Origin of the sequence: Brevibacillus fortis (assembly GCF_046196545.1) — a bacterium.
GTDB lineage: Bacteria > Bacillota > Bacilli > Brevibacillales > Brevibacillaceae > Brevibacillus > Brevibacillus fortis_A.
In genome coordinates this window covers 1,491,181-1,507,143 of sequence record NZ_CP176370.1, presented here as the reverse complement: position 1 = coordinate 1,507,143, position 15,963 = coordinate 1,491,181, and the positions used below count along the sequence as shown (strand labels likewise).

The following is a 15,963-nucleotide window of genomic DNA, read 5'->3' as shown; positions in this document are numbered from 1 at the left end:
AAAGCACAAGGTGATTGAACAAACTAAGAAAAAAATGGACAAGGAAGGTGATTGGATGAATTGGAGGAGATTGCTTCCTCTCTTGCTCGCATTATTTCTATCCTTTGGCTCGTTGCCAGTGACGGCCAACCCTAGTGTGGAGCCCAAACCCACTGGAAAAAAGCTGATGGCATTTGTCATCGATGATTTCGGAAACAACATGCAAGGAACAGAGGAAATTTTATCGATGCCCATCTCTCTAACTATCGCCGTCATGCCGTTTCTGCCAAGTACAAAGAAGGATGCCGAGCTCGCCCATCAAAAAGGGCATGATGTAATCTTGCATATGCCTATGGAGCCGATGAAAGGAAAACGCTCCTGGCTTGGTCCCGGTGCCATTACGGCTGATCTGTCCGACGAAGAAATTCGCAGTCGCGTCGAGAAAGCGATTGACGATGTGCCTCACGCGATTGGCATGAACAATCATATGGGTTCAAAAATAACGGCTGACGAGCGGATCATGCGCATCATCATGAAAGTGGTCAAAGAACGCGGGCTGATTTATTTGGACAGCAAAACGACCGACAAGAGCGTTGCAGGTAAAGTTGCAGCTGAAATGGGCGTGCCTTTCGCAGAAAATCTATATTTTCTCGATGATATCTATACTGTTCCCCATATTACGAAGCAAATGGAAAAGATCTGCCAAAGAATCGGAAACCATCCGATCTGCATCGCGATTGGTCATGTTGGACCTCCTGGTAAGAAAACAGCCTCCGTTCTGCGCCAGTACATCCCGCGAATTCAGAAGGAGGCCGAGTTTGTAACCATTTCAAAGCTTATCCAGCAAACTGCTCATTAATTTTCGCCACCAGCTCTCCTCAATACTCGCCTCCGTTTTCTTATTTCCCGACAACTTTACGTATTCGCTCACGGCTTCTGTAATGGCCTGAGCGATTTTTTCTTGTGCTTTGGGATTCGTTAACATTTCGCGGTCCTGCGCGTTGCTGATAAACCCCATTTCCACGATGACAGACGGACAGTAGTTATGACGGAGCATGTAGTACGTCTTGCCCCTGACTGGCTTTTCGTTGGTTCCTGTGAGCTTGTTTAGCGAGTTTTGCAGCAGCTCTGCCAACAGGTAGCTCTCTTCTGTGTTTTGATGCAAAATAATCGCGCCCCTGCGCCGAGGACTGGGCGACCAGTTTACATGCAAGCTGAGCATCATCTGTGGACCGATTTCTTTTGCCAAGTTTTTGCGCTGTGCCAAGTCTCGTATATGCCGCGATCGGTTGTCTAACCAACGATTGTCATCACTCAGGGCAACATCCTTGTTCCGATTCAAAGCCACGGTGTATCCCGCTGCTGTCAATTGTTGATACAGTCTTTTGGCTATTTGCAGATTGATATCTTTTTCGTGCAAATCCCCATAAGAAGTGCCCGAATCTACCCCTCCATGTCCAACATCAATCAAAATGTGAAACGGGGTGAGCGGCAATGCCTCGCTTCGCGTCGGGATACAGATCAGGATAAGGATGAAAGCAGCGATACGGAAAATAGCCTGTAAGTTTCTCATGCCAGTAGGATAACCGGATTGAAAAAAAACCTTACAAGCGGCTAGGTACACATAACATTGTGAATTTTTTAATCCGACTGTACAATTACAATAATGAAACATGACCTTACCCGCATAAGAAGGTGTACTGATGAATCAATCTTTGGAAAAACCGTTATTCCCCCCGTATTTGGCTCTCTTAATCGGGGTGATCGCCATTTCCTCTTCTGCGATCTTTGTAAAGCTATCGGATGCGCCTGCTCCGATTATCGCTACGTATCGCCTGATTTTTTCCGTTCTCTTAACGCTTCCTTTTTTATTCTGGAATCGTGGCGCCATCGCAGAGATTGGAAAAATGTCCAAAAAAGTGTGGCTACTCTGTATTTTATCCGGAGCCTTTTTGGCAAGCCACTTTCTGTTGTGGTTTGAATCGCTGAACTACACGTCTGTAGCGAGTTCTACTGTGCTCGTTACCTTGCAGCCATTATTTGCATTCATCGGCGGTTATTTCTTTTTTGGTGAAAAAGTTCGATTTCTGGCTCTATCCGGCGGCTTGCTGGCGATTGCGGGAAGCTTCGTGATTGGCTGGGGAGATTTTCAGGTAGGCGGCATGGCTCTGTGGGGTGATTTCCTCGCATTAATGGGAGCTGTCACCGTGACGGGCTACTGGCTGGTCGGGCAGTACGTTCGCCAGCATATGTCCTCCTTTGCCTATACTCTTGTCGTCTATACGGCCACCAGCGTGATTCTGGTCGCCTATGATCTGGCTCTCGGGTATTCGCTCGTCGGTTACCCTGCGGCGGATTGGGGCTGGTTCTTCTGTCTCGCCCTGTTCCCAACCTTGCTTGGACATTCTATTTTTAACTGGATCATTAAATGGCTCAATACGACGACGATATCCATGGGGATTTTGGGAGAACCGATCGGGACTGCAATTCTCGCTTACTTCATCTTGGGTGAAGTGGTAACGCCTCCGCAATGGATCGGCGGCTTGATCATTATCGCCGGCATTTATGTGTTCATTCGCTTTAACCAACCTGCTAAAGGAGTGTCCTCCATTGAACAAGCAACCGGAGAACCGAAAAAGCTTGCGTGAATTCGTCAAGAGACTGAGTATTTGGGCGAAGATTGGCTGGACAATTCTTCTTGGCTACATCGTAGGACGGATTTTGTACTGGTTATTTAAAATGATGTCCTAACAGGCAAAAGGGGCAATTCCAAAGAAGTCTTCGATAAGACTTGCGGAATTGCCCCTTGCTATTAGGCTGTTGCCTTTTCTGTTGCTGGCACCTGTTGCGCTTTTTTCGGCTTTTTATGCAGGAAGTACAGAAGTGGAATCGAGAGGACAATAGGGATAACTGAGACGAGGAAAGTATCCCCGATGCCTTGGACCAACGATTCTTTAGCGATCATTCCGTACAAAATCGCGCTGGCTCCCCCTGTCGCACTCGCCGCATCTACCCCTACTTGCCCATACATTCCTGAAATACCACTGATAAACTGCATCGCCATATCCGTATTCAAGTTTTCAGAGATGGAGGCCATGTGAAAATTTTGACGCGCCTGCATGATCACTGTCAGAATCGCAATGGCAAACGAGCTCATGACCTGACGCAATACGTTGGACAGCGGAGAGGCATCCCCCACACTTGCACGCGGAACGGCGTTCATCCCGACGGTAGACAGCGTCATCATGCACAATCCGATTCCAATCCCACGAATGGTCAAGATCATATCGATCCACGAGTGCATGCTGTCAGCAGATAGATTGTGCAGTTCATACGTCGTGATGCTCATGATGGTCAAACCGACCAATCCAATTGGTCCAATCCCGTATTTATCCATCAGCTTCCCGCTGATTGGCATCATGATCGCCATGGCAATCGATTGCGGCATCAGCAGGATTCCTGACTCCATAGCCGTCAATCCCTGAATGTTTTGGAGGAAAATCGGCATCAGGAAGATACCGCCCATCATCCCCATCATGACGAAGCCGGAAGTCAAAATGCTGATGGTGAAGGTAGGAATCTTCAAAAGCCGCAAATCGAGCAGCGGACTTTCTTTCCCCAGTTCCACCCAAACAAACAGGATCAAGCTCATCACGGCAACGAAAAACAGACTGACGATGAAAAAGGAGGTCCAGCCCTCTGCTTGCCCTTTACTTAAGGCGAGCAGCAGGGTCCCGAAACCGACGATGGCAAGAAATGCTCCCAAAAAGTCGAACTTTAACTCTGGCTTTTTCGGCGTTTCCTTGAGCAGAACGATACTCATGATCACCGCAAAAATACCAAAGGGTACACCGACCAGAAAAAGAAATTGCCAGCTTAAAAATTCAATGAGATATCCACCCAATGTCGGGCCCAGCGCAGGGGCAGTCATAGAAGCAATCCCGAAAATCCCCAATGCCATTCCGATCTTTTCACGCGGAACGATCATGTAAATCATCGACATCCCGATTGGCATGATCATCCCCCCACTGACACCTTGCACGACGCGAAAAGCAATCAGCGAAGAGTCACTCCACGCCAAGGCACAAAGGATGGACGAAAAAGTAAACGCGGATAAGGAAAATACAAATATTTTTTTCGCCCCGAATTTGGCAGACAACGAACCGCTCATCGGAATCATGACGGCGTTTGCCAGCATATATCCGGTCAATACCCACTGCATGGTCTCGGTAGTCGAACCAAAAATATTGACCATGGCAGGCAGGGCAACGTTAATCAAGCTATTGTTCAGAATCGCAACGAAGGTTCCTGAGAGGATGGCGAGAAGAGACAGCCACATGCCGCCGTTCCCGCTTTTCTCCTCTCGGTGTGCCACCGCTTCCGCCATGTGTCAACACCCCCGTTAGTTTGCAATCACCTTGCTGCCCTCGGACAGTTTGTCTGTCGGGTTCAGCACAATTTGATCATTGTCTTTGACGCCATTCGTGACAGTTGTCCAGTCGCCGCTTGCGTTCTCTACCGCAACTTCCACCTGGTGTACAACGTTGTCGTTTACGGTATAGATGTAATGCTTGCTGTCCTTTTCCAGCACGGCTGACGTCGGTAATTTTGTTCCTGGCGTTGCTTGGCCCTGGAGCATGACTTCTGCTACCATACCTGCGCGCAGCAAGCCGTCCTGATTATTTACCTTCACTTTGACTGGGAAAGAACTGCTGTTGGTATCCGAAATCGGAGAGACAAACTCAACGGTACCCTTCAGCACTTTCCCACCCAGACTGCCGACCTTTACATCAACAGTAGAGCCGACCTTCACTTGGTTGATTTGGTTTTCCGGCACGCTTGCTTCTACTTTGACATCTGCCATATTCACAAGCACCATGAGAGGCGTCCCCGCTGCTGCCATTTCTCCCGGGTCAACCGAGCGCTTGGCGACGATACCTGTGATTGGCGCACGAATAATGGTATTATCATAATTGCTTTTCGCCAGCTCCAGATTGGAGCCCAAACGGCTTACTTCTGCTTGCAGAGCCGCTACCGTGTCGGCAGTTGGGCCTGCTTTTGCCAGATCGTATTGGGCTTGTGCTTGTTCAAGACCTGTGCGCGCCTTTTCCAATTCCAGCGAAGATTTCTCCAGCTCAGCTTGGGACAATGCACCTGCATCAAACAGTGCTTTCATCCGATTGTAGTTGCTCTCGACCACCTTCTGGCTGGCTTCTGCCTGGGTGACAATACTTCCAAGCTGCGTCAGCTGCTCATTGCGCGCACCTGCTTTCGTATCTCTCAGCTTTGCCTGAGCGCCTGCAATGGCTGCCTGGGCCTGATTGATCTGCTGCTGATAATCGGCTGCCTCCAGCGTGACCAGAACATCGCCTTGCTTGACGACTGCACCTTCTTTTACATTCACGCTCGCTGCTTTTCCAGATACTTTAGAAACGACTTGGATCTCCTCAGATGCTGCCACCTTACCATTGGCGATGACACCCGTAGAGGCAGAGGTCACCTTCCACGTCTTCACGACAGGGACGTTCTCGCTCGTTTGCGATGCAGAAGATGTCTCGCTACAGCCCGCCGTAATAAGCGAAACGGCCGCCATGACTGCAGCGATTGTTTTCCATTGTGCTGTCTTTTTCATGCTTGATTACATCTCCTTCACGTGCACTTTGATCTCGGCATTCAATCCGGCCACGAGGTCCAGACCTGCTGTGTCATCTATGGCGATTTTGATCGGGATACGCTGGGTTACCTTGGTGAAGTTCCCGCTCGTGTTGGTCGCTGGCATCAAGGAAAATGTAGAATTCGTCGCCTTTCCGATCTCTATCAAATGACCGCCCAATTTCTTACCTGGGTAAGCGTCAATCGTAAAATCGACTTTTTGGCCGAGTTTCAACCGTTCGATCTCAGTCTCTTCCAAATTGGCGGAGATGTACAATTTGCTTTCGTCAATCACGAGAGCTACCGATTGCCCTGTCGAAACAATCTCTCCCTCTTTTGCTTGCGTTTTAATCACGGTACCTGTAATGGGAGAACGCAACACGCTATTTTCCAGCATCGTCGTTGCTACGTTAGTTGTATCTTGCTGCCCTACGATTTGGTCCGCTATAACGGTGTCGCCTTCTTTGACAGCGAGTCCGGTCAGTTTGCCTGTCATTTTTGGCATGACGCGATAAATGTCTCCCGCAATCCGAGCATCTTGTGTGGTCACATAATGTGTACCTTGATACCAATAGTAGTAACCGATTCCTCCACCACCTGCCACGAACAGGAGCAAAATGACATACAAAACCAGTTTTCGCTTCATGGTTTCTCCTCAACTTTCTCGTTCTTCTAGTTTCGCAATCAATGTTTCCATCGACTGAATAATGATGTCTAAATCCTCATCGGAAAATCCATGGAAAATACGCTTGTAAAAGTTCTCTGAGAAAAAATCAACCTTTGCGAACAGCTCAGAAATCTTCGGTGTTTTACGAATCCAGACAACACGCCGATCATTCTCATCACGTACACGTTCTACGAGTTGTTCTCGTTCCAAACGATCTATAATGCCAGAAACGGTGCTGTACGATAAGTCTACAGCTTTGCTTATCTGACCGATCGTTTTGGGATCAGGATGTATTTCTCGAATGACCATCAGCTGCGGGACAGTCACACCATATTGGGACAGTTCTTTTGTGGCCATTGTTCCAAATGTCTTGTTCAACCGTTTTAACAAGTCCCGAATATGCAGTGATTTATTCATAGCGCACTCCTTTCTTAAGTAATATTTCGTGTACGAAATTTATCACATGAAAACTATACGATGTTTTTCTATCCATGGCAACTATTTCTTTAGGTTAAACTTTAACTAGGCAACCTTTTAAAAGCAGTCGTTGGTCGAGCTGTAGTGCTGAGGAGGAAACAGGAGAAAACGCTCAGATTCTAGGTCCACCCGCTGTAGGATTGACTGCCCGGCTCCATGAAAAAAAGCGAAACCCGCGTCCAAAGTCGTCCATTCAGGAGGCGTCTCAGAGGTGGACGCTAAGAGCTTGTTTCTCTTTTTTTCATTGCGCCTCGGTCGGTGGTCCCTAAGATCTTCGCTTATTTCTCCTGTTTCCTCTACGAGCTTTTCTTGTAAACCGGGGCTTAAATGCCTTAAAAGATGGAAGAATTTGAGCAGTTACGACAGAGAAGAATATTTCCGGACGTAGCGACTTGTGGAGTCCTACCGAGCGGAGAAGGGATTTGCGGGCAAAAGAAACGCAACGTGCCCTAACTTCGAAGCGGCTACCACTTTTGCGTTTCCCCGCAAATCCCTTCGGAGCGGACAGTCTCTACCCTCAGCGGGACGGAGCCTGGAGCCTAGACTGGAAATATTCTTCTCCCCACCGCAGCCTCATACTAAAAACGAAAAACCGACACCCCTTTTCATCTCTAAGGGATTGTCGGTCGATTTTCATTCAAAATAGATGGAGTATCCGGTGCTTCCTCTGGGGTCGTACGGCGTACGCTTGGTACATTTCGTGGTTCATGCTCAATTTCTGGGAAAGAGTGAACCGTCACGTACATGCTTCCGTTGCTCGCGATCGCACGGATCAAGACGGGATAGGCGTATTTGTTTTGAAACACAAAATCAGGGCCGTACCAGCTCACGGTTGCATCACGGCCTGGGGGTACGTACGCTACGTTTCGGCTGTGAGAATAGCGCTGCATAATGTGCAAGCCTGCCTGGTCTACCGCATTGAACAAGGTAGACGATACTTGGCAAATTCCTCCCCCGATGCCCTCTGACAGCTCTCCTCTGACAATGATGGGCGCCTGCAAATACCCTTTTTCTTTTGTACGCTGGCCCACTACCTTATTAAAAGAAAAAATTTCTCCCGGCAATACGACGTAATTGTTAATCGCCTGCGAGGCGAGCTTGATGTTGTGTACACGATTTCGGTTACCTGCATTGAAATAGGTCGCATATTGTCCGATCCTTTTTTTCCGAACCTGACTCATGAGAGACTTGTCTATCTTCGGGAATATCACTTTATAGCTGACATTCATGCTTGCGGCTCCCGTACCGTAAAAATAATCGTAAAAACGTGCGCGAAATGCCAGGTCATCTAACCTTCTTCCCTTGGTTTCTGGAACAATGGCCCCGGCGTTATTAATCGTCGCATTGATGGGCTCGATGTGCGCTTTTTTCGCCAACTCTTCCACCATTCGCGCAAGCTTGCTTTCATCAACCAAAGGAACGCCATCAAAGGGAAGAGAATAATCAGCCCGATTGAGAATAGCTACCGTCCTGTCCTCCATCTCTATTTGCAAAAAATTCGTTGGGTCGAGGGGATTGATTAACAGTAACAGAGCCAACGTCATAGCAAAACCCATCCGGCTGCTCACCTCCTTCACTCAACAACGATCATCTTCCGTTATTGTAGTATGAGCAGTCGAATGGGTTTCATTCCACGATTTGAATATGATTAGCTCATCTTCGTCAGTCTGCTGACGATTGCTTGCGTAACTGCCTTGAGACGCTGCTGATCCACTGCTTCCTGATAAGCGTTGTTCAACTGGTCACGCAGCTCCTTGGCCGCAAGAAGATTCGCCGTTGCTTCTTTCACTTTCTGCTTATATCTTACCTTGATATCCATTAATTCTTCTTCATATACCTCATCTGTGCCAGGTTCAATTGCCCGTTCGTACATATCGATAACCTCATCTGTATCTTTACTTGGAAAATACTCATGAGGTGCGGTGCTGTCAAAAATAGCGAGGCCCTTTTCAGGAACTATTACCATATCGAGGCTGTGCGGGTCTAGACCGCAGTGGTACACTTCCACGTCAAAGCCTCGTGTTTTGGCTTCCTCCACCAGCTTTTTCAGCATAGTGGACTTGCCAGAGCCTGGTCTGCCCTTAATAAAGTAGCGTTTCTCCAAATGGTCGGTCAGCTTCATGATATGATCCACGGGTCCCTGCGGCGTCGCTGCCCCCAAATACATGCGCCGTACCTTTGTTTCCTTCGCCAGCTGCTCCTCCCCGAAGAACAACGCTTTTACTTCCTCCGTGACGCGATTGGCTTCTTCTCTGTTCAGGTTCTCAATATAAGGAGCCTCCCACTCATCATGGATGCGCAGGGCCTCTCCAAAAGCTTGATATGCCTCTTCACTCTTCCTAAAAATCTCTTCGTACCAGCCGGCAATCTGGTCTTTGTAATCCACGAGCTGATCAATGTGGACCATCGACTGCAAATTGACCTGAATTTCCTTTACACCAGGAGAAGTGGGTCTCCAAATCCGGGGATAGCTACCATCCATAATCGCCACTTTATATTTGGGAAAAATGACACCATCAAACTGTCCGTTCACAAAAGGGGAATGAATCCACTCCACTTCGTCTGTTTTTCGTGCCATTTGATTTCCAATAGACTCGATCAATGGGGATGTAATTCCTTCCACTGTCCCTGTCAAAATATAAACGCGCTCCAAGCCTTCCAAAACGGAGTCATAAAATGTCTTGTATCCTCGCGCAGTATTCCCTGCGGCATATATATGGCGCACTTTTTTCGTCATTGCTTTTCCCTCCTGTACTTCTTCTCGCTGCGGTTGAGACGATGTATTGTATGCACAACAGGAGAAATAGGCGTCTGTCTACAACGTGGAAAAACCGCTGCAAGCTATTATTCTTAGCTCACAGCGGCTTTTTGTCTTTCGGGTATTATTTATTCAAATCCGTCATTTTACCAGTAGACATGTAAATAATCCATTCGCAGATGTTCGTAACATGATCGGCAATCCGTTCCAAATATTGCGCGACCAAGAGCAAATGCGTTCCTTGCGAAATGGCCTGACTGTTTTTTGTCATCAATTCAATCAGATCATGGAAAATCGTGGAGTACAGTTTATCAACAATGTCGTCGCGCGCGGCAATCTCTTCTGCTGCTTCTTTATTGCGTGCAATATATGCATTTAAGCAATCGCGCACCATAGCCTTGACGTGATCAGCCATCATCGGAATGTCGATGAGGGGTTTCACGTACGGGTCCGCCATCAAGCGTCGGGTCGTCTTCGCAATGGAAACGGCATGATCACCCATTCGCTCCAAATCCGTCACCAGCTTCAACATTGTTCCCAAGCGTCGCAAGTCACCTCCGACTGGCTGCTGCAATGCAATGAGACGGAAGCAATCGCTCTGTATTTCTTGCTCCAACTCATTGATCACAGGATCGTTTGCGATAACCTGTTCAGCCAGTTCAGCATCCCGCTCAACCAGACTCTTAATGGATTTATGAATAGCTTCTTCCACCAATGTGCCCATCGTCATGAGCTTGCGGTGCAGTACATCCTGCTGTTCTTCAAAAGCGTGCCGTGACATTTCCCTCTTCCCCCTTCTAGTGTCTGACATGTCAAATGGTACAAGGCGATTGTATTGTAGAAGTAAAGCTACTATTTTGTTTGTGTAAATGTTTTTGCAGTAGCTTTTTTAGGTAAGGGGAAGTGTAACTGTGAAGGTTGTCCCTCTTCCTTCCTTGCTCTCCACGCTAATATGTCCGTGCAAATTTTCCACGAGATGCTTCACAATGGCGAGGCCCAAACCTGTTCCACCTGAATCGCGGCTGCGCGCCTTGTCTACGCGATAAAACCGCTCAAAGATACGCGTGAGATCCTTTTCCGGAATGCCGATCCCGGTATCCATGACTTGAATAGTGATGTTTTCGCTGTCTGCTTCTGTCTTGACGTTGATTTTACCACCTTCTGGCGTATAGGCGATCGCATTCGTCAACAAATTCAAGATGATCTGCTGCAAGCAATCCTTATCCGTCATCAACCAAATATCTGGTTTCGGTGAGGGAAGCGTGATCGTCAATTCCTTGCGCTGTGCCTGGTCATGCATGATGGCAACTGCCGAACTGATCAAATCCTGCAAGTGAACCTGACTCAGATGCAAGGGGATTCGCTTCTGCTCGATTTTGGACAGGTCCAAAATATCGCGGATCATCCGGTAGAGTCGCTCGCTCTCATCCGAGATGATTTGCAGGAAATTGCGACATGTTTCCTCGTCCTGCATCGCTCCTTCAAGCAAGGTCTCTGTGAAGCCCTTGATCGAGGTAATTGGCGTGCGTAGCTCATGCGATACGTTTGCCACGAAGTCACTGCGCATCTTCTCCAGGCGGCGAATGTCGGTGATGTCATGCAGCACTACGACTACACCCCTTGACTCCCCCTTGAAGTTAATATAGGGAGCAAAATTCACGTCGAGGATGCGTTCCTGCGGGTAATAGATGTGTACCTCTTGGCGGAACTTCTCGCTTCTGTCGAGGCACCTGTCGATGTATTGGCTGAGCCCAAAGCTCTTGCCTGCCTCGATATGCAGCTTCCCTACGATCTCATGTCCAGCGGTCCCCAACAGCTTTTCAACGGCGGGATTGACCAGCATGATCCGACGTTGCTCAGAAATGAAGATCACGCCACTCGTCATATTGGTCAGCACCCCTGCTAGGCGCTGCTGATTCTCCGAGATTTCGTACATTTGCTGCTCCAGGCTCGATGCCATGAAGTTGATCGCACCTGCTAGCTGACCGATCTCATCCTTTGCTTTGATTCTCACACGGCTCTCATATTGGCGCTGTGTAATGTTGCGGGCTACCCGGGTGATCTCCTCGATCGGACGAATAATGGAAAAGGAAATGCGGGAAACGACAATCGATCCGACTACCAAAGTAACCAATAATCCTGTGAGCAAGCTGTACCACATTCTGTGGATCGTATCCGTAATATCTTTCATCGACATCGCTGAACGAACAACACCGAATATTTCGTTGTTCAGTTCAACAGGTACTGCAACGTACATCATGTCATAGCCGAGCGTCTCACTGAAACGGCGGGAAATCCCTGTTTCTCCTTTTAAGGCTGCTATCATCTCCGGTCGGTCCTGGTGGTTTTCCATCTCTTCCGGGTGGGAGGAGTTGTCGTACATCACCTGACCATCCTTGTCGATAATGGTAATCCGTACTTCATCCGTTGGCGCTACTTGTGTGACCCGATCCGCTAACGTCGCCTTATCGGTAAAGACGTCCGGGAAACGGACTGCCTGAGCGATGAGCTTCGACTCGCGGGACAATAGCTCATTCAGTGATTGGAGGTAGGAATTCTCCAGCACTTTGGCAAAATACATCCCCATCACCAATAGTACGAGGGAGATTAAACCCAAAATAGTCAAAGTGAGTTTGATTCGAAAGCGAGTCAAGGTAAATCCTCCGTTATCCTTCCAGTTTGTATCCTAATCCGCGAACTGTTTTGATGTATTTCGGGTTCTTCGTGTCATCCTCAAGCTTTTCGCGCAAATGACTGACATGCACGTCTACAATTCGAGAATCCCCGATGAAATCGTAGTTCCAAACAGCGTTCAACAATTGATCGCGCGTCAGTACACGCCCTTGATGGCTCGCTAAATAGTTAAGCAGCTCGAATTCCTTTGGCGTCAGCTCGACCTTGACGTCTTTACAGAACACCTCGTACTTCTCCGGGTAGATGCGAATATCCCCAAATTGGAGTAGTACCTCTTGCGGCGCTGTAGTTGCTTCTGGCGTGTTCTGAAACCGGCGAAGTATGGCTTTCACCCGGGCAATAACTTCTCTCGGGCTAAAAGGCTTTGTCAAATAATCATCGGCACCGAGCTCAAGCCCCAAAATCTTGTCGAGCTCATCATCTTTCGCTGTAAGCATCAAGATCGGCGTATTATTGCGTTCCTGGCGCAAGGTTTTGCATACGTCCATTCCATCCATCTTGGGAAGCATCAAATCAAGAATGATAAAATCTGGCTGCTCGCTCTTAACCATTTCCAAGGCCTGTTTACCGTCAAAAGCAGTTACGACCTGAAAACCTGATTTTTCAAGATTAAATTGCAATAGCTTTACAATGGAAGCTTCGTCATCCACTACCAATACTTTAATCATCTGTCTGTTTCCCCCTAGCGTTGCAATGCTTGCGCTCGATTTTCTAACCTACGTCCCCTGAAAAATGCTTCTCTCTACAATACTCAGTCTGCCAATGCTCATTGCGGAAAACAAGTAATTTTTTTGTAAAGACATGCTGAATGGGCATATAGAACTTGCTTGGCAATAGTATTCCTCTTTTAGGTAAAGGTACTATATCAAAAATGCCTTCAAACTGTAGTGGTCGGGAGAAGCCCTGCCACATGTTTTCCAGTCGCCTGTATCCTCTCTTCGTTCGGGCGGTCTCCTTCCAAACATGTGACAGTGCTTTCGTACAGCTGTGGATGCCTTTCGTGCTTTTAGTACGTTTCGCAAGTCAACAAAGCGGACCTTTTGAAGGCACTTCTTTGATTCTACTTTAAGAATAAAGGAAAAGCTGCGCAGAAGAAGCGAATTTCCAGTCCAAGCGCCTCTGGAGCCCATCTTAGCTTCGGAATAAATGGCGGGGAATTTCAGCTTCACCTATGGACTACCTCTTCGGAACTTCTACGTTTGAAGCGCTCCCGCCATTTATTCCGAAGCGTAGACTGGGAATTCGCTTCTTCCCCTACCACAGCAACTTTCATTTATTCCTAAAAAAAGACGCCTTCCCATAGAAAGGCGTCTTACATGTATTGATCTTATTTCAAAACAGCCATTACGCTGCGTACGGAGTCAGCAGATTTGTCGAGAGCTGCTTTCTCTTCGTCAGTCAGATCCAATTCAATCACTTTCTCGATCCCGTTTGCGCCGAGCAGAGTCGGTACACCCAGGTAGAGATCATTGTAGCCGTACTCTCCTTGCAGAAGAGCGATGGATGGCAGAATGCGTTTTTTGTCCTTGATGATGGCTTCAGCCATTTGTACCAAGGAAGCCGCGGGTGCGTAGTAAGCGGAACCGTTCCCCAAAAGGTTTACGATCTCGCCGCCGCCCTTGCGGGTACGCTCTACGATCGCATCCAGACGGTCTTTCGGGATTAATTTTTCCAATGGGATACCACCAGCATAAGAGTAGCGAACCAATGGAACCATGTCATCACCGTGACCACCCAAAACGAAACCCGTTACGTCTTCTACAGATACGTTCAACTCCATAGCCACGAAGGTACGGAAACGAGCCGTATCCAGAACGCCGGATTGACCGATTACGCGCTCTTTCGAGAAGCCGGACGTTTTGAAGAAGGTGTACGTCATCGCGTCAACTGGGTTGGACAGTACGAGCACGATAGAGTTAGGTGCATATGTTTTTACTTGCTCTGCAACAGATTTCATAATGCCAGCATTGGTGTTAACCAAGTCATCGCGAGACATGCCGGGCTTGCGGGCAATACCTGCTGTGATGATAACGAGATCAGCATCCTTGATGTCTTCATAGTTCGCAGTACCTGTGATGTTTGCATCAAAGCCTAAAACTGGCGAGGATTCCATCATGTCGAGCGCTTTACCTTTTGTTGGGTTCTCCAGTTGCGGAATGTCAACCAATACGATGTCGCCCAGCTCTTTTTGCCCCAAAATGAATGCAGTTGTTGCACCAGTGAAGCCACTACCGATAACAGCGATTTTTTTACGGTTGAATGCCATGAACTATTCCCCTCCAAAAATGTAAGTGTAAAAATTTGTACCCAAATCTATCTTACATGTTTTGAATCAGAGCGTCAGCAAACTCGGAGCATTTCAGTTCTTGTGCGCCTTCCATCAGACGAGCGAAATCGTATGTTACTGTTTTCGCGGAGATGGTTTTTTCCATGGAGTTGATGATCAAGTCTGCTGCTTCGTTCCAGCCCAGGTGACGCAGCATCATTTCTCCGGACAGGATCACGGAGGATGGGTTTACTTTGTCCAGACCAGCGTATTTCGGAGCTGTACCATGAGTTGCTTCGAAGATCGCATGACCAGTCAGGTAGTTTACGTTTGCACCTGGAGCGATACCGATACCGCCTACTTGTGCAGCCAGAGCGTCGGAGATGTAGTCACCGTTCAGGTTGAGGGTTGCTACTACATCGTACTCAGCTGGACGAGTCAGGATTTGTTGCAGGAACGCGTCAGCAATAACATCTTTCACGATGATTTTGCCAGCTGCTTCTGCTTCTTTTTGAGCTTTGTCAGCGTCGCCGCCTTCAGCTTTGATGCGATCGTATTGTGCCCAAGTGAATACTTTGTCGCCGTATTCTGCTTCAGCCACTTCATATCCCCAAGTTTTGAACGCACCTTCAGTGAACTTCATGATGTTACCTTTGTGTACGAGGGTAACGGATTTACGGTTGTTTTCGATAGCGTAGTCGATCGCTGCACGAACCAGGCGCTCTGTACCATCTTTGGATACAGGCTTGATACCGATACCAGAAGTTTCTGGGAAGCGGATTTTCTTCACGCCCATTTCGTTTTGCAGGAAGTCGATTACTTTTTTCACTTCTGGAGTACCTTCAGCCCACTCTACACCAGCGTAGATGTCTTCAGTGTTCTCGCGGAAGATTACCATGTCAGTCAATTCAGGATGTTTCACTGGGGATGGAACGCCATCGAAGTATTGAACAGGACGTACGCAAGCATACAGATCCAGCTCTTGACGCAGTGCTACGTTGATAGAACGGATACCACCGCCTACTGGTGTAGTCAGAGGACCTTTGATTGCGATCAGGTATTCACGAACAGCAGTCAGCGTATCTTCTGGCAGCCACTCGCTGTATTGGTTGAAGGATTTTTCACCTGCGAATACTTCGAACCAAGCGATTTTCTTCTCGCCTTTGTAAGCTTTTTCTACAGCTGCATCCAGAACGCGAACGGAAGCTTTCCAAATGTCAGGGCCAGTACCGTCACCCTCGATGAAAGGAATGATCGGATTGTTTGGAACTACTAGTTTACCGTTATCCACAGTAATTTTTTCGCCTACAGTTGGTTGCGTCAGGTTTTTAAACACAAAAAATCCCTCCAGTGTTATATATATTTGGTGATTATGAATATTTCCAGACGTAGGAGAACTACCACTCACTTGTGGTAGTTCTCAAGCTTGCGCTCAGGAGCGATCAGCCTGGCTGACCACCTGCCCTCCAC

The 15,963-nt window shown here is 47.9% G+C and carries 15 protein-coding genes; 3 read left to right on the top strand and 12 right to left on the bottom strand.

Features of this window, described 5'->3' with window-relative positions; all coding sequences use genetic code 11:
• Positions 1-55: 55 nt before the first annotated feature.
• Positions 56-838 (top strand): divergent polysaccharide deacetylase family protein, encoded by a 783-nt coding sequence (locus tag ACKKE8_RS08010; protein ID WP_409177699.1) that lies wholly within the window; start codon positions 56-58, stop codon positions 836-838.
• On the opposite strand, the gene ACKKE8_RS08005 is transcribed toward ACKKE8_RS08010, so the two are convergent.
• Positions 809-1,552 carry an N-acetylmuramoyl-L-alanine amidase gene (locus tag ACKKE8_RS08005; RefSeq protein WP_409177698.1) on the bottom strand — a complete coding sequence of 248 codons (744 nt, stop codon included), beginning with the start codon at positions 1,550-1,552 and terminating at the stop codon, positions 809-811. The two genes, ACKKE8_RS08010 and ACKKE8_RS08005, sit on opposite strands and share 30 nt — an antisense overlap.
• A 130-nt stretch (positions 1,553-1,682) precedes the next feature.
• Here ACKKE8_RS08005 and ACKKE8_RS08000 point away from each other — a divergent pair, with 130 nt between their 5' ends.
• Both ACKKE8_RS08000 and ACKKE8_RS07995 read left to right on the top strand, forming a co-directional pair.
• A complete protein-coding gene (locus ACKKE8_RS08000) occupies positions 1,683-2,627 on the top strand; it encodes a DMT family transporter (RefSeq protein WP_271755934.1) in 945 nt (314 codons plus the stop codon).
• A complete protein-coding gene (locus tag ACKKE8_RS07995; RefSeq protein ID WP_409177697.1) occupies positions 2,590-2,730 on the top strand; it encodes a hypothetical protein in 141 nt (46 codons plus the stop codon). The genes ACKKE8_RS08000 and ACKKE8_RS07995 overlap by 38 nt, the downstream gene beginning before the upstream one ends.
• A gap of 61 nt (positions 2,731-2,791) precedes the next feature.
• On the opposite strand, the gene ACKKE8_RS07990 is transcribed toward ACKKE8_RS07995, so the two are convergent.
• From ACKKE8_RS07990 to icd, 11 genes are all read right to left on the bottom strand, one after another.
• Positions 2,792-4,366, bottom strand: coding sequence for a DHA2 family efflux MFS transporter permease subunit (locus tag ACKKE8_RS07990; protein ID WP_409177696.1), 1,575 nt, complete (start codon positions 4,364-4,366; stop codon positions 2,792-2,794).
• Between the two features lie 15 nt (positions 4,367-4,381).
• Complete coding sequence (locus ACKKE8_RS07985) at positions 4,382-5,611, bottom strand: efflux RND transporter periplasmic adaptor subunit (RefSeq protein ID WP_409177695.1); 1,230 nt, start codon at positions 5,609-5,611, stop codon at positions 4,382-4,384.
• Between the two features lie 6 nt (positions 5,612-5,617).
• Positions 5,618-6,277, bottom strand: coding sequence for an HlyD family secretion protein (locus ACKKE8_RS07980; protein ID WP_409177694.1), 660 nt, complete (start codon positions 6,275-6,277; stop codon positions 5,618-5,620).
• Between the two features lie 9 nt (positions 6,278-6,286).
• Positions 6,287-6,715 carry a MarR family winged helix-turn-helix transcriptional regulator gene (locus ACKKE8_RS07975; RefSeq protein ID WP_012685124.1) on the bottom strand — a complete coding sequence of 143 codons (429 nt, stop codon included), beginning with the start codon at positions 6,713-6,715 and terminating at the stop codon, positions 6,287-6,289.
• A 671-nt stretch (positions 6,716-7,386) separates the two neighbouring features.
• On the bottom strand, positions 7,387-8,331 hold the full coding sequence (locus tag ACKKE8_RS07970) for a VanW family protein (protein ID WP_409177693.1): 945 nt from the start codon (positions 8,329-8,331) through the stop codon (positions 7,387-7,389).
• Positions 8,332-8,423: 92 nt separating this feature from the next.
• Positions 8,424-9,512, bottom strand: coding sequence for a PRK06851 family protein (locus ACKKE8_RS07965; RefSeq protein ID WP_409177692.1), 1,089 nt, complete (start codon positions 9,510-9,512; stop codon positions 8,424-8,426).
• Positions 9,513-9,657: 145 nt separating this feature from the next.
• On the bottom strand, positions 9,658-10,314 hold the full coding sequence (gene phoU / locus ACKKE8_RS07960) for a phosphate signaling complex protein PhoU (protein WP_144617167.1): 657 nt from the start codon (positions 10,312-10,314) through the stop codon (positions 9,658-9,660).
• Between the two features lie 108 nt (positions 10,315-10,422).
• The gene (gene pnpS, locus ACKKE8_RS07955; protein WP_409177691.1) at positions 10,423-12,186 is read right to left on the bottom strand and encodes a two-component system histidine kinase PnpS; all 1,764 of its coding nucleotides are present in this window, start codon (positions 12,184-12,186) and stop codon (positions 10,423-10,425) included.
• A gap of 13 nt (positions 12,187-12,199) precedes the next feature.
• Entirely contained in the window at positions 12,200-12,895 is a 696-nt protein-coding gene (locus ACKKE8_RS07950) for a response regulator transcription factor (RefSeq protein WP_007725334.1), read from the bottom strand.
• Positions 12,896-13,554: 659 nt separating this feature from the next.
• The gene (gene mdh, locus ACKKE8_RS07945) at positions 13,555-14,493 is read right to left on the bottom strand and encodes a malate dehydrogenase (RefSeq protein WP_409177690.1); all 939 of its coding nucleotides are present in this window, start codon (positions 14,491-14,493) and stop codon (positions 13,555-13,557) included.
• Positions 14,494-14,545: 52 nt separating this feature from the next.
• Positions 14,546-15,829 carry an NADP-dependent isocitrate dehydrogenase gene (gene icd / locus ACKKE8_RS07940; RefSeq protein WP_409177689.1) on the bottom strand — a complete coding sequence of 428 codons (1,284 nt, stop codon included), beginning with the start codon at positions 15,827-15,829 and terminating at the stop codon, positions 14,546-14,548.
• Between the last annotated feature and the right edge of the window lie 134 nt (positions 15,830-15,963).